Here is a 25,306-nt window from a genome sequence, read left to right as displayed (position 1 = left end):
GCCTCCTGTGTGGATACAAGCTGAACCGTGTTTTCAAAGGCCGCGCGGCGCAAATGCCCGAGGCCTTTCCCCCAATGAAGTGTTCCGTCCGGCGGCTCCGCCGCCCGCTGTCTCAACGCCGTGCGTTACGCGAAGCCACGGCAAAGGTTATCAGGGCCGTGGCCGCTCCGGCGGTCAGGCCGCCCAGAATGGCCGTTACCGGCGCTTTGCAGACTATCAGGGCCCAGTAGAGCAGCCCGCCCAGCAGCAGCAGCCTGCCGCCCCAGCGCAACAATACCACGCGTAAAAACGCGGTGCTGTATTCGCCCAGGCCCGCGCGCAGGAAAAAGCGCGCCAAGCTCCAGAACGTCAGGGTCATAATGCCCAATCCCACGCCGAACCAGAAAAACCAGGGCGTCGCGCTGAAAGCCGCGCCGCCGCCCAGCAGAAACAGGGCTGTCAGCAGCAGCTCGTTGCGCACCAGCGGCCGGATGACCGGATGCCCGATGCCCCGCCGCCAGAGCCAGGCGTCAAGGCTGTGCGTCATGGTTTTCAGCGTCTGCGCGGTCATTTGTCTCTCTGGTTCCCTGCGTTGCGCCCGCCCCGGTGCCGGTCTGCCGCGTCGGCATGCCGGACGTCGGGCTGAGGCCCTTACGGCGGGCGTCTTCAGCCGCCATTTTTTTCAACAGATGCCGCGTGTCCCGGTAGACATTCAAAAAACCGGCGGCAATGCCCAGCAGCAGGAAAAACAATTTGCACCAAGGGCTGGTATCCAGCCAGTAATCCAAACCGTAACCTATGGCGAAGCCCACCAGCGGCCCGCTGACCAGATGCAGGCCGATGACCCCGGTGGTTGCCAGGGCTTCCATGCCGCTCTGCTGTTGTTTGAGAATATCCTTGAACGACATGGGCCGCCTCCGCGTTGTGTCAGCGGCGCGCACATCTTTTACATCCGCGCTTTGGAACCCTGGTGGAAAAGCCGCCCTCTCAGGTGTGGGCGTCAGTTCCCGCTGCCACCCGGCAAATCCTATGTTTGCTATGATTTTGCCCTAACGCTGTGTAAATTATCACAGCCTCCCCGGCGCGTCAACGGCTTTGCGCCGAAACATTCGGCATCTGCGCATATTTTCGCCGCAAGCGCGGGCCTGCCGGGGGGGGGTGACTTTTTCAGGACTTGAGCCGCCAGAGGCTGAGGCATTCCAGGTGCGGCGTATGCGGAAAAAGATCCACGGCCGCCAGCCGTTCCAGGCTGTAGCGCGTCTGGAGGCCGTCCGCGTCCCTGGCCAGGGTGGCCGGGTTGCAGGATATATAGAGGATAGTTTGGGGCCGTAGCGCCAGCAGGCCGTCCAGAACCCGAGGGGCGAGACCGGCGCGCGGCGGGTCGGCCAGTACCGTGTCCCAGCCGGGACCGCGCCGCTCACGCCGCAGCCGGTCCAGCAGGGCCGCCGCATCGCCCGCTTCGTAGCGGCACCGGATCAGTCCGCCGCGTTCCGCGTTGCGCCGGGCCAGAGCCACGGCGCGTTTGTCGCATTCCAGGCCCAGAAGCCGATCGTAGTCAGGAGCCAGCAGTTGCCCCGGCGCGCCCACGCCGCAGTAAAGGTCCAGCAGGGATGCGCCGTTTTCCGCGCCGCCGCGCGTCTGCCGGAGCATGTCCTGAGCCAGGCGGGCCAGATTCTGCGCGGCTCTGGTGTTGACCTGAAAGAAAGAAGCCGCGTCTAGGGCGAACAGGCAATCGCCCAGCGGCAGGTGGAGCAGGGCGGCTTGCGGATCTTCCCCGCCGCTCCCGTTAAGGCAGAGCACGCGCCGCTCACCGGCGGCCAGGGCATCGGGGCTTTGCCGTTCCTCATGGACAAAGGCGGCCAGGTCCGGAAAGCCGCCCAGCAGCTCTTCGCCCAGAGAGCGCGCGGCGGCCCGTCCGTCCGCACCGCCGGGACTGGTTACGCACAGGGCCCACCAGCGTGGCGCGGGGTCGTCTTCCCGTCTGCCGCTGCGCAGAACCAGGAAGCGCCAGAAGCCGTGCGATCCGGCTGCATGGGTCATTTTGTCCCGGCCAGGGCCGCGCCGTGCGAGCGGAGCGGCATAGGGGGCGAGGCCGCTCTGTTCCGCCGAGCGACGGGCAGCGGCCAGAATGTCCTGGGCCCCGGCGGGCAGCAGCACACAGCCCGGCACCGCGATGACTCCGGCGCCGCCCCGGCGGCGCTGCCCCAGGATCAGATTGCCGCCCGCGTCCCGGCCAAAGGCGAATTCCATCTTGTTGCGGAACGCCGTCCGTTCAGGCGAAGGGTGCGGGGGCTCCAAAACCGCTGTGAGCATGTCCCGGTCCAGGTGCCCGATGCGGGTCAGGGCCGCCAGGGCCAGATCCTCCTTCCAGCGCAGCTGCGCCGGGTAGGGCATGATCTGCAGAGGGCAGCCGCCGCAGACATGCTGGTGCGGGCAGAGCGCCGGTACGGCGTCCGGGGCCGGGCGCAGCACGTCCAGCAGGTCGGCCTCCACAAGGCGGGCCTTGCGCCTGACGATCCGCGCTCGGACGATCTGCCCCGGCAGCGCGCCGCTCACAAAGACGGCCGTGCCGCTTCCACGGGTTTTGCTGTTTTGGCCTGTCTCCGGCAGACGGGCGATGCCGCGTCCGTCGTGGGCCAAGCTGTCCACTGTCAGGGTGAGGATTTCGCTCATGGCGGCACGGTAGCAGCGCCGGGGCGGTTTTGCCAAGCCACGCCGCCGGATTTGTCCGGCATTACGGCCGGGAGAAACGCCCGGATGAAAAAGATTGGGGTCCGGGCCTTGACATTTTCCGTTCCATCGGGCAAATATACCTTTCTCTTTTTGGAGGTTGATCATGTACGCGATTATCGAGACCGGCGGAAAACAGTACCGCGTCGAAGAAGGTTCCAAGATTGTTGTGGAAAAGCTCGCGGCCCAGGCCGGCAGCGATGTTACCTTGGATAAGGTGCTGATGGTCGGCGGCGCGGACTGCAAAGTGGGCGCTCCGTATCTGGCCGGCGCCGCCGTGACGGCGGAAGTGGTGGAACAGGGGCGCGGCCCCAAGGTCATGGTGTTCAAACGCAGGCGGCGTAAGGATTCCAAAACGCTGCGCGGTCACCGCCAGGACTGCACCACCATTCGCGTCAAAAGCATCAACAGCTAGGCTGGTCTTTCGAGGCGGGCCGTCCGTTTTTCGGCTGGTTTCCGGAAGCGATCCTTCGGGTTGCGGGCCGGAGTCGGAGCGGATTGGCAAGGCGTTTCGATGATTCAGCGTTCAGGAGGCTATCATGGCTCATAAAAAAGCAGGCGGCTCTTCGCGCAACGGTCGCGACAGCGCGGGTCAGCGCCGCGGCGTCAAGCGTTTCGGCGGTCAGCACGTGCTGGCGGGCAATATTCTGGTGCGTCAGCTGGGCACCGTTGTGTATCCCGGCGCCAATGTGGGCATGGGCAGGGATTTTACCCTGTTCGCCAAGGTGGAGGGCGTAGTGCGCTTTGAAAAATATGTCCGTAAGCGCCGCGTGTTGACGCGCGTGCATGTGGAAGCGCCCGCTCAATAAAGCCCCTTCGCGTGAAAATTTCAAAGGGAAGGAGCCGCCCTCAGGGGCGGTTCCTTCCCTTTTGTCTTTTTTCCAGGCATAGTAGCGCAGATCACCTTTGAGAATCGGCATTCTCAAAGTTCCGGCGACGCTCGCTCTGCTCTCGATGTCCGTACGGCTCGCATTGCTCGCCTACGGCCACAGCCCTGCGGGTCGTCCTTCGGGTTGGTCTTCGGTGTGCAACAGCGCAAATAACTTGCGCTTATGCCGATCTTTGCCGTCGTCATCCGAAGGCGGCACAGCCGCCAATGGCTGCCGCTCGCGGCGGGCTTTGCTCGCCGTAAACGGGCATTTCAAGCGTTGCTTATCTCGTTTGAATAACATAAATCCGGGGCCGTGATGCCCCGGTCAGAGGCAAAATAGTATGAGATTTGTGGATGAAGCGAAAATTCAGGTCCGGGCGGGCAAGGGCGGCCACGGTTGCGTGTCCTTCCGGCGCGAGAAGTTTGTGCCGCGCGGCGGCCCGGACGGCGGCAACGGCGGGGAGGGCGGTTCCGTCTATCTGCGGGCCGACAACCGTCTGCTTTCCCTCTATGATTTCCGTCTGAAGCGCCTGTATGAGGCCCAGAACGGCCAGCCCGGCCAAGGCAGCCAATGCGACGGCAAAAAGGGGACGGATCTGGTGCTGGGCCTGCCCGTGGGCACCCTGGTTTTTGCCGAAGGGCCGGAAGGCGAGCGCCTGCTGGCCGACCTCAGCGAGCCGGACAGCCTTGCGCTGGTGGCGCGCGGGGGGCGCGGCGGCAAAGGCAACGAGCATTTCAAGTCCGCCACCATGCGCGCGCCGCGTTTTGCCCAACCCGGCGAACCCGGCGAGGAGCTGAACCTGCGGCTGGAGCTGAAAATCCTGGCCGACGCCGGACTGATCGGTTTGCCGAATGCGGGCAAGTCCACGTTCATTTCGCGGGTTTCGGCGGCCCGTCCCAAGATCGCGGCCTATCCCTTCACCACCCTGACGCCCAATCTGGGCGTGATGATCGACGAGGTGGATCCGGACAAGCGCATGGTCATTGCCGACATCCCCGGCCTTATTGAGGGCGCGCACGCCGGACAGGGCCTGGGGCACCGCTTTTTGAAGCATGTGGAGCGCACCCGCTTTCTTGTGCATATGTTGAGCATTGAGGATGTGGATGACGTGGAGCCTTGGGCCGGGTTTGAACTGGTCAATGAGGAGTTGCGGCGTTTCGATCCGGAACTGGCCGAGCGGAGGCAGATTGAAGTGGTCAATAAAATAGACCTGGTGGACGAGGAACGCCTGGAGACGCTGAAAGCCCGTGCCGAAGCCGACGGCCGGAAGATTTTCTTCATTTCCGCCCGCGAGGAGCAGGCCCTGGAACCACTGGTGGCCGAACTCTGGCGGTTGCGCGACGAGCTGGCCCGCCACGAGCCCCTGTTGCGCTACGAGCAGGAAGAGGCGGAAGCGGGCGAGGAATTCCCGGACATTGAAGTGATCTACACGCGCGAGTGAGGCTGTTCTGACGGCCTGTCCGGCGGAAAAGACGGACGGCCGGGGCGGAAGCGGCCGCGTTGTGCGGGCAATTGCAGCGGAGGCGGTGATGGAAAGGCCGGAGGACTGGCGGCAGGAACGGGCCCGGGTACTGGCGCAGGCCCGTGTGGTGGTGGTCAAGGTCGGCAGCGCCGTGCTGACCGACGCTATGGGGCTCAGCGCCGCCGTGCTGGACAGCCTGGCCGGGCAACTGGCCGGGCTGCGCCGCCCGCCCGGCTCGCAAGCGGGTCAGCAGGCCAATCAGTCCGGCGAGCGGCGGCTGGTGCTGGTTTCTTCCGGCGCCGTGGCCGCCGGGCGGGCGGCTCTGGCCGTGCACGGCAGGCAGGTGGAAACCACGGGCCTGGCTGCCCGGCAGGCCGCAGCCGCCGTGGGCCAGGGACAATTGATGCGGGCCTGGGACGCGGCTTTTCACGCCCACGGCATGCCCACGGCCCAGGTGCTGCTGACCCGTGACGACCTGCGCGCACGCCAGCGTTTTCTCAACGCCCGCAACACCTTCGCGGAACTCCTGCAGTGGCGCGTGCTGCCCATTGTCAATGAAAACGACACGGTTTCGGTGAGCGAACTCAAGTTCGGCGACAACGATTGCCTCGCCAGCCTGCTGGTCAACCTCACGGGCGCGGACCTGTTCGTCAATCTGACCTCGTCGCCCGGCGTGCTGGCCGCCAATCCCCAGCGGCAACCCGACGCGCCGGTTATGGACCATATCGACGACGTGGCGGCCCTGGATCTTAGCCAACTCTGCGGCGGCAAAACTTCCGTGGGCACGGGCGGCATGTATTCCAAACTGCTGGCCGCCCGGCGCGCCGCCCAGATCGGCGTGCCCACCCTGATCCTGCCGGGCCGCGAGCCCGACGTGCTGGCACGCGTCTTTGACGCGGCGGCGCTGGAGGCGGCGGGCGGAACCCCGACGGCAACGCCGGGGACCTGGGTGCGTCCCGCGGGGCACGCCATACCGCGCCGCAAGTTCTGGCTGGCCTACCAGTCGGAACCGGCGGGCAACGTGACTGTGGACGCGGGCGCGGCGCAGGCTTTACTGCGCAAGGGCGGCAGCCTGCTGCCCGGCGGCGTGCGCCGGGTGGAAGGCGCGTTCCAGAAAGGAGCCCTGGTGCGCGTGCTGCACGAAGGGCAAAGCCTGGGCGTGGGCCTTTCCAATTACAGCGCGGCTGACCTCAAGAAAATCATGGGGCTCAAGCGCCACGAAGTGGCGGCCATTCTGGGCGACGCCCACTATCCGGAAGTCATCCACAGGGACAATCTGCTGCTGGACGCGGCGGTGTAGAGCAATTCACGTTTGAAATGCTCTAACGCCGCATGTGAACGACCACGCCGTCTGACGACAGTTTTGGGGGAGAATGCATGGGGGCATCGGCAACGGGATCAGGCGCTGGCGGGACGGGACGGGGAGCGCGGGACCTTTTCGCGTCCCGGCTCGGCATGCTGGCGGCCACTCTGGGCTCGGCTGTGGGCCTGGGCAATATCTGGAAGGTGCCCGCCCTCACAGGACAGCACGGCGGCGCGTCCTTCCTGCTGATCTACGTGCTTTCCACCATGCTGGTAGCCCTGCCCCTGATGATCGTGGAAATGATCATGGGGCGGCGCACCCGCGCCAATGCCTATAGAACCTTCACCCTGCTGACCCCGCGCCGGGCCTGGTGGGTGACGGGCGCGCTCTCGGTACTGGCCGCCGCGTTGATTCTGGCCTTTTACAGCGACGTGGCGGGCTGGGTCTTCGCCTATGTGCCCAAGGCCCTGAGCGGCGGCGTGGCCACCACGGACCCGCTGGTGGCGGCCCGCATTTTCGGAGAGCTGCTGGCAAGCCCGTGGGAAAGCCTGCTCTGGCAGTGGTTGGTGTTGGGTTTCATCGCGGCCGTGATCATGCGCGGGGCCTCGGGGGGCATCGAACGCGTCACGCGCGTGCTCATTCCCCTGCTCTTTCTGCTGCTGGTGGCGGTCTGCATTCGCAGCCTGACCCTGCCCAATGCCGGTGCGGGCCTGCGCTTTCTTTTCATGCCCGACTTCGCGCGCATCAACGGCGAAGTGGTGCTGATGGCCATGGGCCTGTCCTTTTTCAAGATGTCCATCGGCTTCGGCTGCATGATCACCTACGGCAGCTATTTCCAGGCCGACACCCGCGTGCCCGCCCTGGCCCTGCGGGTGATGGTCTGCGATCTGCTGGTCTCCCTGCTGGCGGGCGTGGCCGTGTTTCCGGCGGTGTTCAGTTTCGGCTTCGAGCCCACGGCAGGCACCAGCCTGCTTTTCCTGACCATTCCGGCGGTCTTCGCCTCCATGCCGGGCGGGCAGTTCTTTACGGCGATTTTTTTTGTGCTCTCGGCCGTGGCCGCCATCGGGGCCATGCTCTGCCTGTTGGAAATTCCCGTGGCCTGGCTGCTGGAAACCTGCAAACTGCCCCGCCCCAAGGCCACACTGCTGGTGGCTCTCGGCGTGGCCGCCCTGGGCGTTCCGCCCACGCTCTCCACCGGGATCTGGGCCTCGGAGACCGTCTTCGGCCTGACGTCTTTTGACGCGTATGATTTCGCCACGTCCAACCTGCTGTTGCCGGTCTGCGGCCTGCTGACCAGCCTGTTCGCGGGCTATGTCTGGCCAGAACGGGAATTCGTCGCGGCCCTGACCAACAACGGCAGCCTGCCGCTGCAAAGGCTGGCGCGCCTGCTGCGTCTGGCCTGCCGTACGGTGACGCCTTTGCTCATCACCATTATTTTGCTGCACGGCCTGAAGGTATTTTAAGCGAATCAAATGGGAAGAAGCCCTGAGAGCACTGCCGGAAAGCCGGCCCGGAGGCAGCTTGCTCAGGGCCGGTCCGGACCAATCAAGGTCTGTCCGGGTCGGCCGCGGCCGGGACTTCGTGGGCCAGGGCTTCGCGCGCCAGTTGGCTGACGCTTTTTTCGTAGAGTTGCTCGCCGTCGAAAAGTTCGCAGATTTCTTCATGCCCGGCGTCAGCCAGGCGGCGCAGGGCGGGCGTGTCCATGAAGTCCGGCGGCAACTGGGCCAGAGCCCAGGCGGCCATGCCCCGGCAGATCACGTCGTTGTCCTCCAGGCCTTTGCGCAGCCAGGGCCGCGCGCCCGCGCAGAGTTCGGGTCGGGCCTGGGCCAAACGGCCGACGGCCCAGTAACACGAGCGGCGCAACAGATCGTTGTCGCAGTAATTGTCGTCCCGGCCCAGGTCGATGAGATAGGAAGCCAGCACGCGATGAAAATCCTTGGCCAGGAGCGGGCTGGCGGCCAGGCTTTCTCCGAAGGCTTCGGGAATGCCCCAGCCGATGTTGCCGGATTCTTCATTCATATGCCACATGAAGCGGCGGATGATGTTGCGGGCCGCCTCGGGCTCGCGCTCGGCCAGCCGGGCCGTGGTCAGGCCCAGGGCCACGGCGGCCCGGTGCATGGTCTGCGGGCCCAGCAGCAGGAAGGAAAAAAGCGGCCCCACATGGGACGCGCCGCCCGCGGCGATTTCTTCCAAATGATCCCGCCACCGCGGACTCTGCAAATATTGTTTCAATTGCTGTTTGGTTGAACGCATCCTGGGCATGGCTTTCCTCCGCCGGGTTAAAATGCGGCCACATTCAGAGTTACGACTTTTTCAGCGTCTGGCAAGCCGCCGTGCCTACAGCGTGCAGAAGAAGATAACCCAGAACGGCACGCTGAAATCCAAGATCATGGCGTGCACGATGGAGACGAAAATCCAGTCCCGGCCCGCGTAGCGGGCGATGATGGGCAGGGTGGTGTCCATGGTGGAGGCCCCGCCGCAGGAAATGGGGGCCAGCGGCCCCAGCAGGCGCACCAGCAGCGGCGTGCCCACCAGGGTCAGGATTTCGCGCAGAATGTTGCTGAGCAGGGCCACGGTGCCCAGTTCCGCGCCCTTGTACTGGGTGATGAAGATGGAGGAAAGGGAGTAGTAGGCGAAGCCCGCGCCCACGGCCAGGCAGTCGGCAAGGCTGTAGGCCAGAAAAAGGCTGGCCGCGGCCACGCCCGCGAACGTGCCCACGGTGGTGGCCAGGGGGAGCAGGAGCACACGCGGGCGCAGGGTGCGTAGAATCTCGCCCAGCCGCCGGTCTGATCCGATGGACAGGCCCACCAGCCCCATGAGCAGCCAGAGCACATAGAGCGTGGCGTCGTGCTCCACAAAATAGCGGGGAATCAGGCCCAGCCGGGCCAGACCCAGCCCCGCGCCGAAAAAAGCCAGAATCAGCAGACTGCCGGACATACGGAAAAAAGCCCCTTCGGGTCTTTATGGACGGATGACAAACCCCGCTGACGCGGTGTTTGCGCCGCCATCGGCTCATGTTCAGAAAAACTTGCCGGGCGGTGCCCGTTACACGCCGCCGTGCGGCGGGTGGGCATTAACAGGAGAGTTCCGGGCATTGCCCGCGCCCGGGGCTGCGGGGAAATCGCGGAACCAGCGCCGGATCACGGCCACGCAGGCCAGGGACCCGGCCACGCCCGCCAGGGTCAGCAACAGGGCCTTGCCGCCCAGCAACGGCAGGTTGTTCATCAGTTCCTCATTGCCGCCCACGGCCACGCCCAGAGAAAAGAGCAACAGCATGATGGCCGGTGAGACGCAGCGGGTCAGCAGGCCGAGCCAGGCCCGGCCGCGCAGCAGCCAGCCCAGGGTCATGCCCAGCAGCATCAGGCCCATGGCGATGAACATGATTTTTCTCTCTCTTTCCTTCGGAAGCCAAAAGAATCTATTTCAGGAAGGACCTCTAGGTCCGGATTACATGGCGCAATGCCTGCCGCAAAAAGGCCAGCATGGCCCCATAGCGCTGCTCCTCGTGCAGCAGATACTCCACATCCCAGAGCACCCAGATCAGATGTCCGCGATGGCGAGTCTGCTGCAGGGGGCGGAGACCGCCCGGCAGGGCCAGGGCCTTGGCCGCCGCCGAGCCCATGACCACCACGCCGCGCGCGCCCAGCGTGCTCACGCCGGACCAGAAGGCGTCGGCATGGGGCGCGTAGTTCTCCGCGTCCGGAGCGTCGTCCGCGTCTCCCCTCGGCAGGCAGGCGGGCCAGAATGTATGGGTGCCCGCCGGGTGCCCCAGATCGCCCAGCAGACGTTGCAGAAAAGCCCGCCGCGCCTGACGCTGCTCGTCCTGCGCGCCGCAGAGATCCCTGCCCAGATTCCAGTAGGTCCAGGCCACCAGGCCGGGTCGGCTGGCCGCCAGACGCTCCCGCCAGGGCGCGGGCCAGGCGTGCGGCGGCAGGGGCCGCCAACGCTCCTCATTATGGGCGTTGGCGGCGGGTCCGGCGGCGGGCGTTGTTTCCTGCCCCGCGGCGCGGGCGCTTTCCCGCCGTTGCGGGGCGGACCGTTCCGGCGCAGGGGAAACCGCCCGGCGATCAGGATGCGGCCCTTGCCGGGAGGGCGGGGCGGCGGGTCGCCGTTGCGGGGCGGTCCGCAGCCCCGGCTCGGCGCAGAGCGAGCAGGCCGGAGGCGCGTCCTCCGGCAGCAGCAGGCAGCGCAGGCCGTGGCCCCGCCAGAGCGCGCCCAGCGGATTCAGATCCGCAAAAGCCATGTGCAGAGCTCCCAGGCCACATCGGCCTTGCTTTGTGAGGGCCAGATTTCCTCGCGCCCGCGCGCGTCCGCCACGGCCATGCTGTTGGTGGGCGTGCCGAAGCCGCTGCCCACGGCGTTGACGCGATTGGCCGCCAGCAGGTCGGCTTTTTTGCGGGCCAGTTTGGCGCGCGCCAGGGGCAACAGGGCGTCCATGTCCGGCGCGGTCTCTGCCGCGAAACCCAGCACCTTCTGGCCGGGACGGCGCACGGCGGCCAGGTTGTGCAGAATATCCGGGTTGGGCCTGAAATCCAGGCTGAAGCCGTCAGGCGCCTCGGATTTCTTGAATTTGCGTTCCCCAAGGGGCGCGGGTGAAAAATCGGCCACCGCCGCCGTGAACATGCCCATGTCCATATCCGGCCAGAGCCCGCGCGCGGCCTCGTACATCCCGTGCGCGTTCGTCACGTCGTGCCGTTGCACGCCTCGCGGCAGAAAAGCGCTCACTCCCGGCCCGCAGATTGCCGTCACTTCGGCTCCGCGCAGCCAGGCGCACACGGCCAGGGCCGAGCCCATCAGGCCGCTGGAGGGATTGGACCAGAAGCGCACGCCGTCCCAGGCTTCGCGCGTGGGGCCCAGCGTGACCATGACCCGCAGGCCGGCCATGTCCTGGGGGGACAGGGCTTGCAGTCCGGCCAGAAAAATTTCCGGCAGGGCGGCCAGACGCCCTTGGCCGTCGTCGCCGCAGGCCGTGCCGCCGTTGTCCGGCCCCACGAAACGCGCGCCGCGCTGCTCCAGCAGAGCCGCGTTGGCCCGGGTGGCCGGATGGGACCACATGCGCGGGTTCATGGCCGGTGCCAGGACCAGCGGGCCGTCAAAGGCCAGAGCCTGGGCCGCCAGCATGTCCGAGGCCGCGCCGTGGGCCAGGCGCGCCAGGGCGTCGGCCGAGGCCGGGGCCACGACCATGGCCTCGGCGCACTGTCCCGGCTCCAGATGGGAGAAAATATCCTGACCGGCTTCGAACATGCCGCCGTAGACCGGCATTGCGCCCAAGGATTCGAAGAGCAGGGGGGTGACGAAACGCCGGGCCCCGTCCGTGAGCGTGACCGAAACATGGATGCCCAGCCTGAGCCAGGCCCGCAGCAGCTCCGTGGCCCGGTAGCAGGCCACCGAACCGCAGACCCCCAGATGCAGTCGCTTATGGGCAAAGCGCGTGCTCCGGTCAAAAGGCGTGGCAAGGGATGCGGCCGGGGTCGGGCTCACAGCGTGCGCTCCTGCAGGCCGCCGGACGCGCCCGCGCCCCACTGCTCCGTGGTGCCGGGAACGGGCGGCGGCGTGGGCGTGCTTTGGCCTGACTCGTTGCCCAGGGGCGCGTATTCCTCGCCGGACAGTTCCGCGCCGCTGTCCGAGCCGCCGGGCAGGCTGAGGGCCGAGCCGTCGGGCAGGCGGCTGCCCACCCAGATTTCCAGGATGGTCAGCACGGTCTGACGGCGGAAGGCCAGCACCGCCAGGCTGTTGCCCTTGTCATAGACATAGAGGGAGCGGTCTCCCTTGCGCTGGGAGAGCCGCAGCTGCCAGCCCTGGCTTTGCAGGGCCGTGAACATGCTCTGGGCCGCCCGCGAGGCGTCCACATTGCCGCGCAGGGTTTCCAGGCCCTCGCGCTCCCCGTCCGCGCCGTAGTTCATATAGCCGTGCGAGGCATAGCGCTGCATGCCGGAGGGCAGGGGTACGTTCAGCAACTGGCTGGATGTAACGTCCGCGCCGCCGGTGAGCGGGTCGTTGGAAAAGGGATTGCTGACGCCCATGGAGGCGCAGCCCTGAGCGGCGGCGAGGACCAGCCCCAGAGCGAGGGTGACAAGCGTGCGTCGCATGGCTATACTCCTTCCCCCGGACATGACAGGTCGTCCGGATTCAGGAACACAGCCTAGCCTCTCCGCCGCGCCCTGACAAGTCCGGCGCCGGGGCGGGCGCAGCAATGAGGCCCGCCACAGCCATGATTCCCGACGAAGCGGATTTTTCTCTGAGCAGTTACCGTTTTGATCTGCCGCCGGAGCAGATCGCCCAGTTTCCCCCGGAAGAGCGGGGCGCGTCCCGTTTGCTGGTCCTGCCGCGCAAGGGCGCTTCCGATCCCCGCCCTGAGCTGCGCCACGGCATGTTCGGCGATCTGCCCGACTGCCTGCCGGAGAATGCGCTGATCATCGCCAACAATTCGCGCGTCTTGCAGGCCCGCCTGCTGGGTTCGCGCGGCACGGGCGGCAAGGTGGAATTTCTGCTGCTCACGCCTCTGCCCCTGGTCATGGAGCGTGCCCGGCCCGACAAGCGCCTTGGCGGGGCCGGCGGCGCGGAGGCCTTCAGCGCCGAGGCCGAGGGCCTGGTGCGTTGCGGGGGCAGCGTGCGCGAGGGCGAAACCTTCGCTTTCGGCGCGGGCATCAGCGTGACCGTGCTGGAATCCGGCCCCTTCGGGCAGCGCCGGGTACGCCTGGCCTGGCAGGGCGACCTGGCCAAGGCCTTCGCGGCCACCGGGCATATCCCGTTGCCCCCCTATATCAAGCGCGCCGACGGCGAGGAAGACCTCAGCCGTTACCAGACCGTCTACGCCAGAAGCGACAAAACCGGCTCCGTGGCCGCGCCCACGGCCGGGCTGCACTTCACCCCGGCCATGCGTGAAAAGCTGGCGGACCGGGGCTTTGAGTGGGCCGAGGTGACGCTCTATGTGGGCTACGGCACCTTCAGCCCGGTGCGTTGCGAGGACATCCGCAGCCACCGCATGCACCGCGAATACGTGGAAGTGCCGGAGGCCACGGCCGCGGCCATAGCCAGGGCCAAGGCCCAGGGCCGTCCCGTGGTGGCCGTGGGCACCACCAGCGTGCGTACCCTGGAGGGCGTGGCCGAACTCTGCGGCCGGGTGCAGCCCTACACGGGTTGGACGGACATTTTTCTCTATCCCGGCAGGAGCTTCCGCGTGGTGGACGCGGTGCTGACCAATTTTCATCTGCCGGAATCCTCCCTGCTCATGCTGGTTTCGGCCTTTGCCGGGCGCGAGCGCATGCTGGCGGCCTATGCCGAAGCCGTGACCAGGGGCTACCGCTTTTTTTCTTATGGGGACGCCATGCTCATTAAATAAGGGCGGGCCCGGTTCCCCGGTCCTTTTCCGGCGCGGGACTTCCCCGTGCTGTCGCTGGTGTCTGATTTGAAAAATCAGGTGCCCGAAGCCCGTAGGGTTCTGCGGCGGCGCAGCCGCCGTGAGACCGCGAAAATCACGTTTTTTCGCGGACGATCCTGCGAAAATTGAGAGCATGCCTATGCTCGAAATTTTTGCAATTGGGCACTAGTGAAATGTCACGCCTCACCTGTCGGTTCAGCGTGAAGATCACACAGCAAAAAACGCGATTTTTGCTGTGTTTACGCCGCCTGCGGCGGCGCGCAACCCCTTGCGGGTTTGCGACATGTGTCGCTTGGCGCGACACTAGAAGGAGTGCAAAAAACATATGTCACGAGTAGTTTTTTTGGAAGATCGCTGCAAGGGCTGCCGGCTCTGCGTGGAGGTCTGCCCTGTGCATATCCTGCGTCCGTCAGGCCGTTTCAACCGCCAGGGTTATGAAATCATGGAAATGAGCGGCCAGTGCACGGGCTGCGCGTCCTGCGCTGTCATGTGCCCGGACACGGCCATCCGGGTATTCAGAAGCGTCAAAGCCGAAAACGCGGCCGAAGGAGGCGCCATATGAGCGCATCACAGACGGAGCGCGTGCTGATCAAAGGCAATGAGGCCGTGGCCTTCGGCGCGGTGGACGCGGGCTGCCGTTGTTATTTCGGCTATCCCATCACGCCCCAGAATGAAATTCCCGAAGCGCTTTCGGTGCTGCTGCCGGAGAACGGCGGCCAGTTTGTGCAGGCCGAAAGCGAAGTGGCCGCCTCCAACATGCTGTTGGGCGCGGCGGCCTGCGGCATTCCGGCCATGACTTCGTCCTCGGGCTGCGGCATCTCCCTGATGCAGGAGGCCATTTCCTACATGGCGGGCAGCCATGTGCCCGGCGTCATCGTCAACATGCAGCGCGGCGGCCCCGGCCTGGGGGATATCGGCCCGTCCCAGGGCGACTATTTTCAGGCGGTCAAGGGCGGCGGCCACGGCGACCACCGCAACCTGGTCCTGGCCCCGGCCACGGCGCAGGAGTGTTATGATTTCATGTTCCGGGCCTTTGCCCTGGCCTTCAAATACGCCAACCCGGTCATGGTGCTGGGCGACGCCATTGTGGGGCAGATCAAGGAGCCCGTGCGCCGCGAGCCGCCCAAAGAGGCCATGCGGCCGGAGGCGATTCAGGACACGGCCCGCGCCTGGCGGCTGGAAGGCTACGGCAAACGCGGCCCCGCCGCCGCGCCGCGCCTGCTCAAATCCGTCTATCTGGCCGAGGGAGCCCTGGCCGCGCGCAATCGTCTGCTGATGGAAAAGTACGAGGCCATGCGCGCGGAAGCGGCCTTTGAACAGATGGACGTGGACGACGCCGAGCTGGTGGTGGTGGCTTTCGGTTCCATGGCCCGCATCGCGCGCAGCGCCATCCGCCAGTTGCGCGGTCAGGGGCATCGATTGGGTCTGTTCCGGCCCGTGACCTTGTATCCCTTCCCGGACGAAGCCCTGCGCGCCTTGGCGCCGGGGCGGCGTTTCCTGGTTATCGAGCAGAATACCGGCCAGATGGTCGAGGATGTGCGCCTGGCGCTCAACAGCGCGGCCCCGGTGGCCTGGCACGGGGTCATGCCCGGCCTGTTCATCGGCGCGGACGCGCTGACCGACCCCATCCTCCGGGCGCTCAAGGAGAAGAAATAATGACGCGGATTTCGGAAACGGCCGATGCGCTGCGCCCGCAGCCGGGCGAACGTCTGGTGTTTGACGTCACCCCCGTGCTCAATGAGTGCCCCACCCATTACTGCCCCGGCTGCCATCACGGCATTGCCCACCGCCTGGTCAGCGAGGTGCTGCATGAGCTGGGCGTGGCGGACAGAACCATACTGGTGGCCTCGGTGGGCTGCGCCACCTTCACCTACGACTATTTCAACGTGGACGGCCTGGAAGCGCCGCACGGCCGGGCCTGTGCCGTGGCCACGGGCGTGCGGCGCGCCCGGCCCGACGCCGTGGTCTTCACCTATCAGGGCGACGGCGACATGGCCGCCATCGGCTTGGCCGAGTCCCTGCACGCGGCCAACCGGGGCGAAAAGATCACCACCATCTTCATCAACAATACGGTCTACGGCATGACCGGCGGCCAGATGGCCCCCACCACCCTGGTAGGCCAGAAAACCACCACGACCCGGCAGGGCCGCTCCCTGAGCAACGAGGGCGGCCCGGTGCGCCTGGCCGAGATCATGGCCCAGCTCGAAGGCGTGGCCTATGCAGAGCGTTGCGCCCTGGATTCGGTCAAACATGTGCGGGTGGCCAAAAAGGCCATGCGCAAGGCTTTCGAGGTCCAACTGGACGGTCTGGGTTTCGGTTTTGTGGAGCTGCTTTCGGGCTGCCCCACCAACTGGCATCTGGACCCGGTGGCGGCCAACAAGCGCATTGCCGAGGCCATGATTCCGGTCTTCCCCCTGGGCGTGTTCAAGGACGCCACGGCCGGGGCCGGTCCTGTTGCGCCAGTTGCGGAGGACGCGCAGGCAAAGGAGGCCCCCCGTGGCTGAGTATCAGGACGTGATTATGGCCGGTTTCGGCGGCCAGGGCGTGATGCTGATCGGCAATCTGCTGGCGCAGGCCGGTATGGAACAGGGCCTGGAAGTGAGCTTCATTCCGGTCTACGGCGCGGAAATGCGCGGCGGCACGGCCAACTGCACCGTAGTGCTGGACAGTCACCCCATCGGCTCGCCCCTGGTGCGCGAGCCCTTGTCCACCATTGTGCTCAACGAGCCCTCGCTGGACAAATTCCAACCGCGCCTGCGGGCCGGGGGCGTGCAGATCGTCAACGCCTCGCTGGTCAGCCAGGGGCTGCTGGATGCCGGCCTGCGCAGCGTCTACATTCCGGCCAACGACATGGCCCATGAACTGGGCAACGTGAAGCTGGCCAATATGGTGGCGCTGGGGGCATGGCTCAAGGCCACGGGCGCGCTGCCGCTCAGGGCGGTGCAGGAAGCCCTCAGGCGGGTGGTCAGCGCGCACTACGCCAAACTGATCCCGGTCAATGCCCAGGCCCTGGAAGCGGGTTACAACTTCGCCTGATGTTGGATTGTCCGGCCGGATAGGTTCCGGCGGCCAGCTCGACTTTTGTGTACAACCGAAAATGCCGCTGCTCCCTGACGGGGGCAGCGGCAAAACATTTTTGGAGAGAAACGATGCGCAAAATATGCGGGGTATGCCTGGGCCTGCTCGTGGGCAACGGCGCCCGCGCCGTAACGCGCCGCGCGGCGGCACGGCAGCCGCTATTTCTTGCGTTGCAGCACGAACATGAAGAAGTTGTCGCCGCGTTCAAGCCAGATGACCTTGGCCAGTTCGGGCTGGGTGGCCAGAAAGCCCTCCAGCGCGCGCAGCACGTCGGGTACTTTATAGTAGAAATGCTTGTGGTCGGGCGCAATGGCGGCCAGCTCGCGGCCCATGGGAATGATGAAGGCATAGGCTTTGACGCCGCCGTACTTCTCCAGCTTGACCACGTCCACCTTGCCGTCGCCGGCCAGAGCCTTGAAACCGAAAGGCAGGCGTTTTTTGAGCCAGTTTTCCAGAGCGCGGGAAACGGCGTCGGCTTTGCCTTTCTGGTTGTCGTAGCCCGGGGCGAATTTGGGCATTGTGTCGCGCAGATCCACATCGCTGTAAGCCTCATAGGCGTCCAGCGGCAAAAAATCCTCGCGCAGCGTGCCGCCGCTTTTCAGAGTCACGACGCCCATGCCTTTTTCCCGCTCAATCCAGGGGCGCTTGCCCTTGGCGCGCAGTTTTGCCTCCACCTCGGCCTTGTTGGCGGAGGGGTAGCCGTCGCTTAATGTATTTTTGTCGGACGTATCCCGGTTCGCGCCCGAGGCTGGGAAGGGCGAGATCAGGAAAAGAAGAAATGCGGCCGTGAGAATGAAGGACCGGGAAAGGGGCCGCGTGATTCCGGTGTGGGAGAAATCCATGCGTGTGCCTCTGTTTTTCGGGGGGAGAGATGTTTTCTCATCCCGTGGCGGAGACGCTTTCCGCCACGGGATGAGAACGATGCCGGCGCCGGAGGGGCTAGAGCGGTTTACCTTCTAAAGGTAACCCGCTCTGACACCGCACATAGTGCGTCGCGCCGCGAAGACCGGCCCGACGGGCGGCCCGTAGGGCTGTCCCCGTTGGCGCCAACGGGACCATACGGGGATCGACAGCAACGATAACCACGTTTTTCGCCGGAATGCCGACTTTGAAATTTTACAAATTTCAAAGTTAATCTGCTCTAGAGGCCCTTGTCCTGCATCAGGCAGACCAGGTCGCAGACCCGATTGGAATAGCCCCATTCATTGTCGTACCAGGCCACGGCCTTGACCATGCGGCCGTCCTGCACGGTGGTGTAGGAGGCTTCCAGGATGGACGAGGCCGGATTGCCCTTGAAGTCCATGGAAACCAGAGGCTTGTCGTTGTATTCCAGCACGCCCTTGAGATAGCTGTCCGCGGCTTCCTTGAGCTTGCCCAGCAGGGTTTCGGTATCCGTCTGCTTTTCCAGAATGCCGGAAAAGTCCACCACCGACACCGTGGGCGTGGGCACGCGCAACGAATAGCCGCTGAACTTGCCTTTGAGTTCGGGAATGACCTTGGCCACGGCCTGGGCCGCGCCCGTGGAGGTGGGGATGATGTTGCAGGCCGCGGCGCGGGCTCGGCGCGGGTCTTTGTGGGCCATGTCCAGAATGCGCTGGTCGTTGGTATAGGAGTGGATGGTGACCATATTGCCGATCTGGATGCCGAACTCGCGTTGCAGCACCAGGGCCACCGGGGCCAGGCAGTTGGTGGTGCACGAGGCGTTGGACACGATATTGTGCTTGGCCGGGTCGTACTGGTCCTGATTCACGCCCATGACGATGGTGATGTCCTCTTCCTTGGCCGGGGCGGTGATGATGACCTTTTTGGCCCCGTTGTCCAGGTGCACGCCGGCCTGCGGCGCGGTGCGGAAAATGCCCGTGCTTTCAATCACAACGTCCACGTCATGCGCGCCCCAGGCCAGCTGCTTGGGGTCGCGCTCGGAAAAGCAGTGGATGTTCCAGTCGCCCACGGTCACTTCCCGGCCGTCGACCTTGGCGTCCAGATAACCCCGGCCGTAGACCGAGTCGTATTCCGCCAGATGGAAGTTGGTTTCCGCGTCGAAGAGATCGTTGATGGCCACCACTTCCACGCGGTCCTTGTAGCTCTTGTGCAGGGCGCGGAAAACCTGGCGGCCGATGCGGCCGAAGCCGTTGATGCCCACTTTGACTTTTTTCATGTGTATGTCCTCAACATAAAAAGGAAAAACAGCTCGTTGCCCGATTATGCAACAGGCCCGGATTTTTGTTTGCTGGCAAGGAAGGCGAGCTTCGAGTGCCGGGAGCGTATCAAAACATACGTGACCGGCGCGCGAAGCGAAGCCTGACGCCGCCAGCGGGCAAAGGGCCGGGCCTGTTTAGTCTTCGTAGACCGAGTAGGCATGCTTGGCCATCAGCTCGTAATTATTGCGCAGGGCCTCGTGCAGGCGCGCGTTTTCAATGGCCAGGGCCGAAATGGCGGCCACGGCTTCCATAAAGGTCTGCTCGTCGGGGGTGAAGTCGCGCTCCACGTCGGAATAGACGCGGATCAGGCCGATGGCCTTGCCGTCAGCCATGAGCGGCGCGGAAAGCACGGAAACCAGCCCCTCTGCCTTGGCCGATTCGGGGTACTGGAAGCGGCCGTCGGCCGTGGCGTCCTTGAGGTGGATGGTTTTGCCGGCCAGCACTTCACCGTCCAGGCCGCTGCGTTTGACCTCCACCGGTCCCTTGCGCATGTAGGTGCCCGAAAGGCCGGAAGCCGCGCTGGGCAGCAGAAAGCGCCCGGTGCTGTCCAGCAGGCGGATGGTGCTGGCCTTGCAGCCCATGGTGGCGGCGGTTTGCTCCGTGATTTTATGCAGGACTTCTTTGGGCTCGAGGCTGGAGTTGATCACCAGCGCCACGTCCCTGAGTGCGCGAAAATAATCTTGTGCCATGAGTGCCTCCTTGAGGAACGCTGTGGACCGCACCCGTCCGCCAGGGGCGGGGGCGCGGCGAGAATGCCCGGAGCAAAGTAACGTTGAAAATGGTAATTCTCAAAGTTAGCCTGCTCTGATGACGGCAAAGGTCAAAACCTTTGCCTTTACTTTCTCAAGTATGATCTATTTTTTCCGCTCAGGCAACGCGCTCCGTTCGGCCGCTCCCGCCGGGGCAGGGCGGCTCGCGTCCGGGGTTCAGGCGTCCTTGCCGCCCAGCAGGCCCTTGGCCGGAGCCTTGCCGGGATTTTTCATGACCACCTGGCCTTCAATGACGCCGCCTTCCTCGGTGAGCAGGTTGGGCGTCTGCAACGTGCCCTCGAGCACGCCCGAGGCATAGACCACCACCCGGCGCTTGGCCGTGACCTCGCCGGAAAAGCGGCCCGAAAGCAGCAGTTCGCCCACGTTCAGCGTGCCGTCCACTTGGGCGTCCTTGCCCACGTTCAGCGTGCCGTCGCTGACGATTTCGCCGGTGTATTTGCCTTCAATGCGCACCGTGCCCTTGAAGGTGAGTTTGCCTTCATACACGGTGTCGGAACCGAGATATGCGATTTCGTCCTTACCCACGGGTACCCCCCATTTCGCCATTAGAGGGTGTCGTTATGAGTGTCTTTTCGGTTATCTCCGCGTCGAAATTCGCCTTTTATTCCGGTCGAGTACCATAGCTCTGCTGTCCTCATCCGTAAGCAGCTTCGCTGCAACGGCTGAGGCAAGAGTACACTTCCTTCATGCTTTAGCCGTTATGCGAGGAACGAGCATTACGGATAAAGACAGCAGCGCTAAAAGGCTCTTTCTCATTGATATAACACGAAAATTCATCTCATGTGACACCCTCTGGAGCGGTTAACACTTATCCCTTGAACATGAAGCGCCGCATGGACACGTTGAGCACAATGCCCAGCAGCGTGAAATTGACCAGAGTGGCGCTGCCGCCGTAACTGATGAAGGGCAGGGGAATGCCCACCACCGGCATCAGCCCGATGACCATGCCCATATTGATGAAAATTTGCCAGAAGAAATAGAAGAAGACTCCCACCACCAGCATGCTGCCGAAGCGGTCCTTGGCCTGTACCGCCGTGGAGAAGATCGAGAGTAGGAAGAGGCAGAACAGGGTGACCAGGGCCACGCAGCCCACAAAGCCCCATTCCTCGCCGAACACGGCCACGGCGAAGTCCGAATGGCGTTCCGGCAGAAAGCGGAGCTGGCTCTGGGTGCCTTCCTTGAAGCCCTTGCCCCAGAGCTGGCCCGAACCGATGGCGATGCGCGACTGCAGAATGTGGTAGCCCGTGCCGCGCGGGTCGTTGCCGGGGTCCAGAAACGTCAGGATGCGTTGCCGCTGATAGTCGTGCATGCCCACGAACCACATGAAGGCCGCCGCGCAGGGCACGGCCAGCAGGCAGGTTTTGAGCACATAGCCCTTGAGCCCGTGGAAGAGGATCATGCCGCCCAGAATCAGCAGGATCATCAGAGTGGTGCCCAGATCCGGCTGGGTGACGATCAGGGCGGCTGGAATCAGGCCCACAGCCAGCACGGCGCTGAAATCCTTCCAGCCCAGCGGGCGCCCGTCGCGGGCCAGCAGACGCGCGGCCAGCACCAGCACGGCCAGCTTGGCCAGTTCCGAGGGCTGGATGCTCATGAAGCCCAGGGAGAGCCAACGCTTGGCCCCGTAGACGGTTTTGCCCGCCACGGGCACCAGGATCAGCAGCGCCAGACTGATTAGAAAAAAGGGCCAGGCCAGGTTGCGCAATTGGCGATAGTCAAAGCTCATGGCCAGAAGCATGCAGGCCAGGCCGCACACGCCCCAGATCAACTGGCGCTGGTAAAAACCGGAAAAGGCCAGACCGTCTTCCAGCCGCGTGCCGCTGGCGGAGTACAGATTGCCCACGCCCAGAAAATAGAGCAGGAACATGCAGGCCAGCAGGCCCCAGTTGATGTAGCTGAACAGGCGTTTATCCATGCGAGCTCCGGGCGGAGGAAATATATTTCAAACCTGTGCGACCTTCACACGGAACGCGCCCTGCGCGGGCGGAGGGCGAAAAGACCATGACGCGGCATTTCCCTGCACTTGGCGCGGATGTCCGCTCTTCGCGGCCATTAGGGCGATGTGCCTGTTTCAAAGGTGAATTGCCCCAGGGCCTGTTAACGCTATAGAATTTTTGTTCGCCCGCAAGGAAGATAAACCTGCTTTGAGGGAGTGTACTTTTCTGGTACCCGACCGAAAAAGCAGGTGAAATCTGACGCAGCAGGAGGGCAAAAAGGCATAGCGTTAACAGGTCCTAATCCTCCCGCCCCCGGACAGGGCGCGGCGCTGCCGCCGGAGCCGGGGACGCGGGCGCGCCCGAATCCGGGCCGAAGATATAATCGTAAATCTTTTTGGCCACCGGTCCGGCCACGCTGGAACCGCCGCCGCCGTGCTCCACCATGACCACCACCACGTAGGTTTTGCCGTTCTTGGAGCCCCAGGTGGCGATCCAGGCATGGTCGCGCTGGGCGTACTCCATTTCCGAGGAGCGCACGCGGCGGTCTCCGGCGGTCATTTTCAACTTGACCACCTGGGCCGTGCCGGTTTTGCCGCCCATGTCCGCGTCCTTGCGGCCCACCACCCGCGCCGTGCCCACGCCCGCGGTCTTGCGCATGGCGTCCACCACAAACTTGAACGTTTCAGGCTTGGCCGGAATACGGCTCTGCACCACGCGCGGGGCGTCGTTGAGCAGTTGCGGCTTGAGCAGATCCCCGCCGTTGAGCATGGCCGCCACATAGACCGCCACCTGCACGGGCGTGACCAGGGTGTAGCCCTGGCCGATGGAGACGTTGTAGGTCTCGCCGCGCACCCATGGCCTGCCGAAGCGGCGCTTTTTCCATTCGCGCGAGGGCACCAAGCCGGATTTTTCGTGCGGCAGGTCAATGCCCGTGGGGCGCCCGAAGCCGCAAGCCTTGGCAAATTCCTCCAGCTTGTCAATGCCCAGGCGCTCGGCCATGAGGTAGAAATAGACGTCGCAGGAGTTGACCAGCGCGCTTTCCATGTTCATGGCCCCGTGCCCGCCTTTTTTCCAGCAGCGGAAAATCTGGTTGCCCAGCTTGACCTGGCCGGGGCAGAACACAGTTTCGCGCGGATTGACGCCGCGTTCCAGGAACAGGGCGGCCATGACCAGCTTCCAGACCGAGCCCGGCGGGTAGACGCTCTGGATCACCCGGTTCTGGAGGGGAAAGCGGTTGCTGGTGCGCAGGGCGTCCCAGTCCCGCTGGGAAATGCCCGCCGCGAAAAGATTGTTGTCGTAGGCCGGGGAGGTGACCAGGGCGCGCAGCTTGCCCGTGTCCGGCTCCATGACCACCACGCAGCCCGCCTCGCCGCCCAGGGCGTCCCAGGCCGCCTGCTGGAGGCCCCGGTCCAGGGAAAGATGCACCTCATGCCCGCCGCGCGGCTCTTCGCGCAGGGCTTTGCCCAGCACACGGGCGTGGGCGTCCACCTCCACGTCATAGAGGCCCTTGCGGCCGCGCAGCTGTTTTTCCAGCTCCAGCTCCAGGCCCTGCTTGCCCACCAGATCGCCCATGGCCAGCGCCGGATCTTTGGCCATTTCCTGCTCGTTGGCTTCGGCCACATAGCCCAGCACATGGGCGAAAAGCTCTTTTTCCGGATAGCTGCGCTTGGTGCGGACCACGATTTCCAGACCCGGCCAGGCGTAGATCTCGGACTCGATGCGGGCCACCAGGTCAAAGTCGATGTCCGTGATCAGCAGAAGGGGTTCAAAAGACTTCACCTTGAAGCGGTCCTGCTGGTATTTCTCCCAGATCTGGGGCAGCGGAATGCCGGACCAGGCGCTGATCTGGGCCAGGGTGGCCGGGATGTCGTGGCAGTCTTCGCGTACCAGGGACAGGCCGTAGGCCGTGCGGTTGTCGGCCAGCAGCTTGTCGCCGTCGTCCAGAATGCGGCCGCGCGGGGCGAAGATGCGCTCCTGGCGCAGGCGGTTTTCCTGGGCCTGGCGGGCGAATTCCTCGCCGCGGTGGACCTGGAGGTACCAGAAGCGGACCACAAAGACGAAGAACAACAGGCCCACAAGCACCTGCAAAAGCACGACCCCGCCGCGCGGGGGCTGGTAGCCCTCGCTCTCCACCTGGATTTTGAGCCAGGAGCGGATGCCCTCTTTTTTGCTGGGCGTCGCACTTGGGGAGCCGGGCGCGAAGAGGCGCTTATTTTTCTTCATCATCCGTGGTCCAGTGCCGCGTCGCGATCAACAGACGCCAGGCGAACGGCAGGAAGAGCGCCTGGATCAGGCTTTTGTCCAGCTCGTCCGGCACGTTGAAAGCGAGATTCTGCAGCGGGGCCATGAGCCAGGCCACGCCGTAATAGGCCGCGCCCAGGCAGGCGGAAAGCAGAAAGATGAAAATGAAGTTTTCCACTTCGAACAACCAGCGGCCCAGCTTGAACAGCGCGATGACCGCCGCGTACCAGACGATGACCCCGCCGAACTCGCGGGTGCCCATGCCCTCCTGCAAGAGCACGAAGAGCGGCAGGAGCCAGAGCATGTTCTTGTAGTCCCGCTCCTGCAACAGAATGATAAGGCCCACGGCCAGCACGTCCAGGCCCGGCACCAGGGCCTGCAGGCAGACGGCGATGGCCATGAAGAAAATCCACCAGCAGATGTTGCGGAGCTTGCTCATGGCGTCACGGCGGCGGGCGGCGCGGGCGGCCCCACGAAGACAGGCGGCGGACCTTCGGGCTCGGGCTCGGGCTGGGCGATGCCCGTGGGCTCCAGCAGCAGCACTTCTTCAAGATGTTGCAGATCCACCAGGGGCTCGGCGTAAATGGCCATGAACTGGGTGTAGTCCGAAGGGGCCACGCTGAGCACGCGGGCCACGGGAATGCCCTTGGGATATTTGCCGTCCAGGCCGGAGGTGATCAGCACCTCGCCCTGTTTCACGTTGGCGTCGCGCTGCACGAAATTCACTTCCAGCTTGCGGCCCGTGCCCTGCCCCGCCAGGATGCCCAGCGCCCGGCTGTTCTGCGAGAAAACCGCGATGCGGCTGCCCGGGTCCGTGAGCAGCAGGGCGGTGGCGGTATGCGCGCTGGCCCGCAGCACACGGCCCACCAGGCCCATGTGGGTGACCAGCGGCGTGCCGGGCCGTCCGCCCGTGGCATAGCCCCGGCTGATGGTGATGCTGTCCAGTACGGCGTTGGGGCCCATGCGCCCGGCCAGCACGCGCGCGCCCAGGGGCCGCCAGCTGGCGTCCACCGGCAGCTGGACCAGGGCGCGCAGGCGTTTGAGCTCGGCCAGATCCTCGCCGTTGGCCAGCAGGCGGGATTCCAGGTCCGCCACCCTGGCCTGGAGGCGCTCATTTTCCTCGCGCACGCTCACCAGGTCGAAATAGCGCTCCCAGAAGCCCGTGCCCACATCCTGGATGTAGCGCATGGGCTTGAGCACGGCGCCGCTCAGTTCCAGGCCGATGTTGGCGGCAAAGTCGTCCAGGGTACGGGTACGCTGGTTCCAGGAATACATACCCAGAAAGAGGATGAGCAAGATGCCCGCGAAAATCAGAATACGCCGCAATGACACAGAGTTATATCCGCCTCAGA

At 64.8% G+C, this 25,306-nt stretch carries 27 protein-coding genes; 10 read left to right on the top strand and 17 right to left on the bottom strand.

From position 1 onward, the window contains the following. Nucleotides 1-112: 112 nt before the first annotated feature. The 3 genes from HMPREF0326_RS02250 to HMPREF0326_RS02240 form a co-directional block, all read right to left on the bottom strand. Nucleotides 113-550, bottom strand: a complete 438-nt coding sequence (locus HMPREF0326_RS02250; protein ID WP_008682517.1) for a hypothetical protein — start codon at nucleotides 548-550, stop codon at nucleotides 113-115. Further along, nucleotides 510-887 carry an AtpZ/AtpI family protein gene (locus HMPREF0326_RS02245; RefSeq protein ID WP_008682516.1) on the bottom strand — a complete coding sequence of 126 codons (378 nt, stop codon included), beginning with the start codon at nucleotides 885-887 and terminating at the stop codon, nucleotides 510-512. The genes HMPREF0326_RS02250 and HMPREF0326_RS02245 overlap by 41 nt, the downstream gene beginning before the upstream one ends. Nucleotides 888-1,146: 259 nt before the next feature. Then, nucleotides 1,147-2,688 (bottom strand): class I SAM-dependent RNA methyltransferase, encoded by a 1,542-nt coding sequence (locus HMPREF0326_RS02240; protein WP_009303120.1) that lies wholly within the window; start codon nucleotides 2,686-2,688, stop codon nucleotides 1,147-1,149. A 127-nt stretch (nucleotides 2,689-2,815) separates the two neighbouring features. On the opposite strand from HMPREF0326_RS02240, the gene rplU reads away from it, so the two are divergent. The 5 genes from rplU to HMPREF0326_RS02215 all read left to right on the top strand — a co-directional run bounded on the left by rplU (nucleotide 2,816) and on the right by HMPREF0326_RS02215 (nucleotide 7,809). Continuing rightward, nucleotides 2,816-3,124: a 50S ribosomal protein L21 gene (gene rplU, locus HMPREF0326_RS02235; protein ID WP_008682513.1), complete on the top strand. Its 309-nt coding sequence runs from the start codon at nucleotides 2,816-2,818 to the stop codon at nucleotides 3,122-3,124. Nucleotides 3,125-3,248: 124 nt separating this feature from the next. Beyond that, nucleotides 3,249-3,518, top strand: a complete 270-nt coding sequence (gene rpmA / locus HMPREF0326_RS02230; protein WP_008682509.1) for a 50S ribosomal protein L27 — start codon at nucleotides 3,249-3,251, stop codon at nucleotides 3,516-3,518. 403 nt (nucleotides 3,519-3,921) lie between these two features. Beyond that, nucleotides 3,922-5,022 (top strand): GTPase ObgE, encoded by a 1,101-nt coding sequence (gene obgE / locus HMPREF0326_RS02225; RefSeq protein WP_008682507.1) that lies wholly within the window; start codon nucleotides 3,922-3,924, stop codon nucleotides 5,020-5,022. An 88-nt stretch (nucleotides 5,023-5,110) separates the two neighbouring features. Continuing rightward, the gene (gene proB, locus HMPREF0326_RS02220) at nucleotides 5,111-6,343 is read left to right on the top strand and encodes a glutamate 5-kinase (RefSeq protein WP_009303119.1); all 1,233 of its coding nucleotides are present in this window, start codon (nucleotides 5,111-5,113) and stop codon (nucleotides 6,341-6,343) included. Between the two features lie 77 nt (nucleotides 6,344-6,420). Next, entirely contained in the window at nucleotides 6,421-7,809 is a 1,389-nt protein-coding gene (locus HMPREF0326_RS02215; protein WP_008682501.1) for a sodium-dependent transporter, read from the top strand. Between the two features lie 82 nt (nucleotides 7,810-7,891). Here HMPREF0326_RS02215 and HMPREF0326_RS02210 read toward each other — a convergent pair whose 3' ends face one another. From HMPREF0326_RS02210 to HMPREF0326_RS02185, 6 genes are all read right to left on the bottom strand, one after another. Continuing rightward, entirely contained in the window at nucleotides 7,892-8,599 is a 708-nt protein-coding gene (locus tag HMPREF0326_RS02210) for a DVU0298 family protein (RefSeq protein ID WP_008682498.1), read from the bottom strand. Nucleotides 8,600-8,683: 84 nt separating this feature from the next. Beyond that, nucleotides 8,684-9,283, bottom strand: coding sequence for a lysine exporter LysO family protein (locus HMPREF0326_RS02205; protein WP_008682496.1), 600 nt, complete (start codon nucleotides 9,281-9,283; stop codon nucleotides 8,684-8,686). A gap of 108 nt (nucleotides 9,284-9,391) precedes the next feature. Continuing rightward, entirely contained in the window at nucleotides 9,392-9,727 is a 336-nt protein-coding gene (locus tag HMPREF0326_RS02200) for a LysO family transporter (RefSeq protein ID WP_008682494.1), read from the bottom strand. Nucleotides 9,728-9,782: 55 nt separating this feature from the next. Then, complete coding sequence (locus tag HMPREF0326_RS15455; RefSeq protein ID WP_020990159.1) at nucleotides 9,783-10,589, bottom strand: hypothetical protein; 807 nt, start codon at nucleotides 10,587-10,589, stop codon at nucleotides 9,783-9,785. Beyond that, on the bottom strand, nucleotides 10,571-11,827 hold the full coding sequence (gene coaBC / locus HMPREF0326_RS02190) for a bifunctional phosphopantothenoylcysteine decarboxylase/phosphopantothenate--cysteine ligase CoaBC (protein WP_009303115.1): 1,257 nt from the start codon (nucleotides 11,825-11,827) through the stop codon (nucleotides 10,571-10,573). Before coaBC ends, HMPREF0326_RS15455 begins: the two co-directional genes overlap by 19 nt. Continuing rightward, complete coding sequence (locus HMPREF0326_RS02185) at nucleotides 11,824-12,435, bottom strand: hypothetical protein (protein ID WP_008682491.1); 612 nt, start codon at nucleotides 12,433-12,435, stop codon at nucleotides 11,824-11,826. The genes coaBC and HMPREF0326_RS02185 overlap by 4 nt, the downstream gene beginning before the upstream one ends. Nucleotides 12,436-12,557: 122 nt before the next feature. Here HMPREF0326_RS02185 and queA point away from each other — a divergent pair, with 122 nt between their 5' ends. The 5 genes from queA (at nucleotide 12,558) to HMPREF0326_RS02160 (ending at nucleotide 16,763) form a co-directional block, all read left to right on the top strand. Beyond that, nucleotides 12,558-13,688 (top strand): tRNA preQ1(34) S-adenosylmethionine ribosyltransferase-isomerase QueA, encoded by a 1,131-nt coding sequence (gene queA, locus HMPREF0326_RS02180; protein ID WP_008682490.1) that lies wholly within the window; start codon nucleotides 12,558-12,560, stop codon nucleotides 13,686-13,688. Nucleotides 13,689-14,052: 364 nt separating this feature from the next. Continuing rightward, nucleotides 14,053-14,289, top strand: coding sequence for an indolepyruvate ferredoxin oxidoreductase subunit alpha (locus HMPREF0326_RS02175; protein WP_008682489.1), 237 nt, complete (start codon nucleotides 14,053-14,055; stop codon nucleotides 14,287-14,289). Continuing rightward, entirely contained in the window at nucleotides 14,286-15,383 is a 1,098-nt protein-coding gene (vorB, locus tag HMPREF0326_RS02170; RefSeq protein ID WP_008682488.1) for a 3-methyl-2-oxobutanoate dehydrogenase subunit VorB, read from the top strand. The genes HMPREF0326_RS02175 and vorB overlap by 4 nt, the downstream gene beginning before the upstream one ends. Beyond that, complete coding sequence (locus HMPREF0326_RS02165) at nucleotides 15,383-16,231, top strand: thiamine pyrophosphate-dependent enzyme (protein ID WP_008682487.1); 849 nt, start codon at nucleotides 15,383-15,385, stop codon at nucleotides 16,229-16,231. The genes vorB and HMPREF0326_RS02165 overlap by 1 nt, the downstream gene beginning before the upstream one ends. Beyond that, entirely contained in the window at nucleotides 16,224-16,763 is a 540-nt protein-coding gene (locus HMPREF0326_RS02160) for a 2-oxoacid:acceptor oxidoreductase family protein (protein WP_008682486.1), read from the top strand. The genes HMPREF0326_RS02165 and HMPREF0326_RS02160 overlap by 8 nt, the downstream gene beginning before the upstream one ends. 200 nt (nucleotides 16,764-16,963) lie before the next feature. Here the strand turns inward: HMPREF0326_RS02160 and HMPREF0326_RS02155 are convergent, their stop codons facing one another. The 8 genes from HMPREF0326_RS02155 to mreC form a co-directional block, all read right to left on the bottom strand. Next, entirely contained in the window at nucleotides 16,964-17,647 is a 684-nt protein-coding gene (locus HMPREF0326_RS02155; protein WP_008682485.1) for a hypothetical protein, read from the bottom strand. Nucleotides 17,648-17,946: 299 nt separating this feature from the next. Then, nucleotides 17,947-18,963 carry a type I glyceraldehyde-3-phosphate dehydrogenase gene (gene gap / locus HMPREF0326_RS02150; RefSeq protein ID WP_008682483.1) on the bottom strand — a complete coding sequence of 339 codons (1,017 nt, stop codon included), beginning with the start codon at nucleotides 18,961-18,963 and terminating at the stop codon, nucleotides 17,947-17,949. Nucleotides 18,964-19,140: 177 nt separating this feature from the next. Next, nucleotides 19,141-19,695 carry a GAF domain-containing protein gene (locus HMPREF0326_RS02145; protein WP_008682481.1) on the bottom strand — a complete coding sequence of 185 codons (555 nt, stop codon included), beginning with the start codon at nucleotides 19,693-19,695 and terminating at the stop codon, nucleotides 19,141-19,143. Nucleotides 19,696-19,932: 237 nt separating this feature from the next. Beyond that, on the bottom strand, nucleotides 19,933-20,301 hold the full coding sequence (locus HMPREF0326_RS02140; protein ID WP_008682480.1) for a bactofilin family protein: 369 nt from the start codon (nucleotides 20,299-20,301) through the stop codon (nucleotides 19,933-19,935). Nucleotides 20,302-20,584: 283 nt separating this feature from the next. Further along, entirely contained in the window at nucleotides 20,585-21,691 is a 1,107-nt protein-coding gene (gene rodA / locus HMPREF0326_RS02135) for a rod shape-determining protein RodA (protein ID WP_008682478.1), read from the bottom strand. Nucleotides 21,692-22,010: 319 nt separating this feature from the next. Next, complete coding sequence (gene mrdA / locus HMPREF0326_RS02130) at nucleotides 22,011-23,936, bottom strand: penicillin-binding protein 2 (RefSeq protein WP_008682476.1); 1,926 nt, start codon at nucleotides 23,934-23,936, stop codon at nucleotides 22,011-22,013. Continuing rightward, nucleotides 23,923-24,393, bottom strand: coding sequence for a hypothetical protein (locus HMPREF0326_RS02125; RefSeq protein WP_008682474.1), 471 nt, complete (start codon nucleotides 24,391-24,393; stop codon nucleotides 23,923-23,925). Before HMPREF0326_RS02125 ends, mrdA begins: the two co-directional genes overlap by 14 nt. Continuing rightward, nucleotides 24,390-25,286 (bottom strand): rod shape-determining protein MreC, encoded by an 897-nt coding sequence (gene mreC, locus HMPREF0326_RS02120; RefSeq protein WP_009303113.1) that lies wholly within the window; start codon nucleotides 25,284-25,286, stop codon nucleotides 24,390-24,392. The genes HMPREF0326_RS02125 and mreC overlap by 4 nt, the downstream gene beginning before the upstream one ends. Between the last annotated feature and the right edge of the window lie 20 nt (nucleotides 25,287-25,306).

The sequence above is a fragment of the Desulfovibrio sp. 3_1_syn3 genome (assembly GCF_000145315.2).
GTDB lineage: Bacteria > Desulfobacterota > Desulfovibrionia > Desulfovibrionales > Desulfovibrionaceae > Desulfovibrio > Desulfovibrio fairfieldensis.
This window is presented reverse-complemented; position numbering and strand designations above follow the sequence as displayed.

Bases quoted from the DNA above. Each gene is read 5' to 3' on its own strand.
- HMPREF0326_RS02250 (WP_008682517.1), bottom strand. From the start codon at position 550: ATGACCGCGCAGACGCTGAAAACCATGACGCACAGCCTTGACGCCTGG.
- HMPREF0326_RS02245 (WP_008682516.1), bottom strand. From the start codon at position 887: ATGTCGTTCAAGGATATTCTCAAACAACAGCAGAGCGGCATGGAAGCC.
- rplU (WP_008682513.1), top strand. From the start codon at position 2,816: ATGTACGCGATTATCGAGACCGGCGGAAAACAGTACCGCGTCGAAGAA.
- rpmA (WP_008682509.1), top strand. From the start codon at position 3,249: ATGGCTCATAAAAAAGCAGGCGGCTCTTCGCGCAACGGTCGCGACAGC.
- obgE (WP_008682507.1), top strand. From the start codon at position 3,922: ATGAGATTTGTGGATGAAGCGAAAATTCAGGTCCGGGCGGGCAAGGGC.
- proB (WP_009303119.1), top strand. From the start codon at position 5,111: ATGGAAAGGCCGGAGGACTGGCGGCAGGAACGGGCCCGGGTACTGGCG.
- HMPREF0326_RS02215 (WP_008682501.1), top strand. From the start codon at position 6,421: ATGGGGGCATCGGCAACGGGATCAGGCGCTGGCGGGACGGGACGGGGA.
- HMPREF0326_RS02210 (WP_008682498.1), bottom strand. From the start codon at position 8,599: ATGCGTTCAACCAAACAGCAATTGAAACAATATTTGCAGAGTCCGCGG.
- HMPREF0326_RS02205 (WP_008682496.1), bottom strand. From the start codon at position 9,283: ATGTCCGGCAGTCTGCTGATTCTGGCTTTTTTCGGCGCGGGGCTGGGT.
- HMPREF0326_RS02200 (WP_008682494.1), bottom strand. From the start codon at position 9,727: ATGTTCATCGCCATGGGCCTGATGCTGCTGGGCATGACCCTGGGCTGG.
- HMPREF0326_RS15455 (WP_020990159.1), bottom strand. From the start codon at position 10,589: ATGGCTTTTGCGGATCTGAATCCGCTGGGCGCGCTCTGGCGGGGCCAC.
- HMPREF0326_RS02185 (WP_008682491.1), bottom strand. From the start codon at position 12,435: ATGCGACGCACGCTTGTCACCCTCGCTCTGGGGCTGGTCCTCGCCGCC.
- queA (WP_008682490.1), top strand. From the start codon at position 12,558: ATGATTCCCGACGAAGCGGATTTTTCTCTGAGCAGTTACCGTTTTGAT.
- HMPREF0326_RS02175 (WP_008682489.1), top strand. From the start codon at position 14,053: ATGTCACGAGTAGTTTTTTTGGAAGATCGCTGCAAGGGCTGCCGGCTC.
- vorB (WP_008682488.1), top strand. From the start codon at position 14,286: ATGAGCGCATCACAGACGGAGCGCGTGCTGATCAAAGGCAATGAGGCC.
- HMPREF0326_RS02165 (WP_008682487.1), top strand. From the start codon at position 15,383: ATGACGCGGATTTCGGAAACGGCCGATGCGCTGCGCCCGCAGCCGGGC.
- HMPREF0326_RS02155 (WP_008682485.1), bottom strand. From the start codon at position 17,647: ATGGATTTCTCCCACACCGGAATCACGCGGCCCCTTTCCCGGTCCTTC.
- gap (WP_008682483.1), bottom strand. From the start codon at position 18,963: ATGAAAAAAGTCAAAGTGGGCATCAACGGCTTCGGCCGCATCGGCCGC.
- HMPREF0326_RS02145 (WP_008682481.1), bottom strand. From the start codon at position 19,695: ATGGCACAAGATTATTTTCGCGCACTCAGGGACGTGGCGCTGGTGATC.
- rodA (WP_008682478.1), bottom strand. From the start codon at position 21,691: ATGGATAAACGCCTGTTCAGCTACATCAACTGGGGCCTGCTGGCCTGC.
- mrdA (WP_008682476.1), bottom strand. From the start codon at position 23,936: ATGAAGAAAAATAAGCGCCTCTTCGCGCCCGGCTCCCCAAGTGCGACG.
- HMPREF0326_RS02125 (WP_008682474.1), bottom strand. From the start codon at position 24,393: ATGAGCAAGCTCCGCAACATCTGCTGGTGGATTTTCTTCATGGCCATC.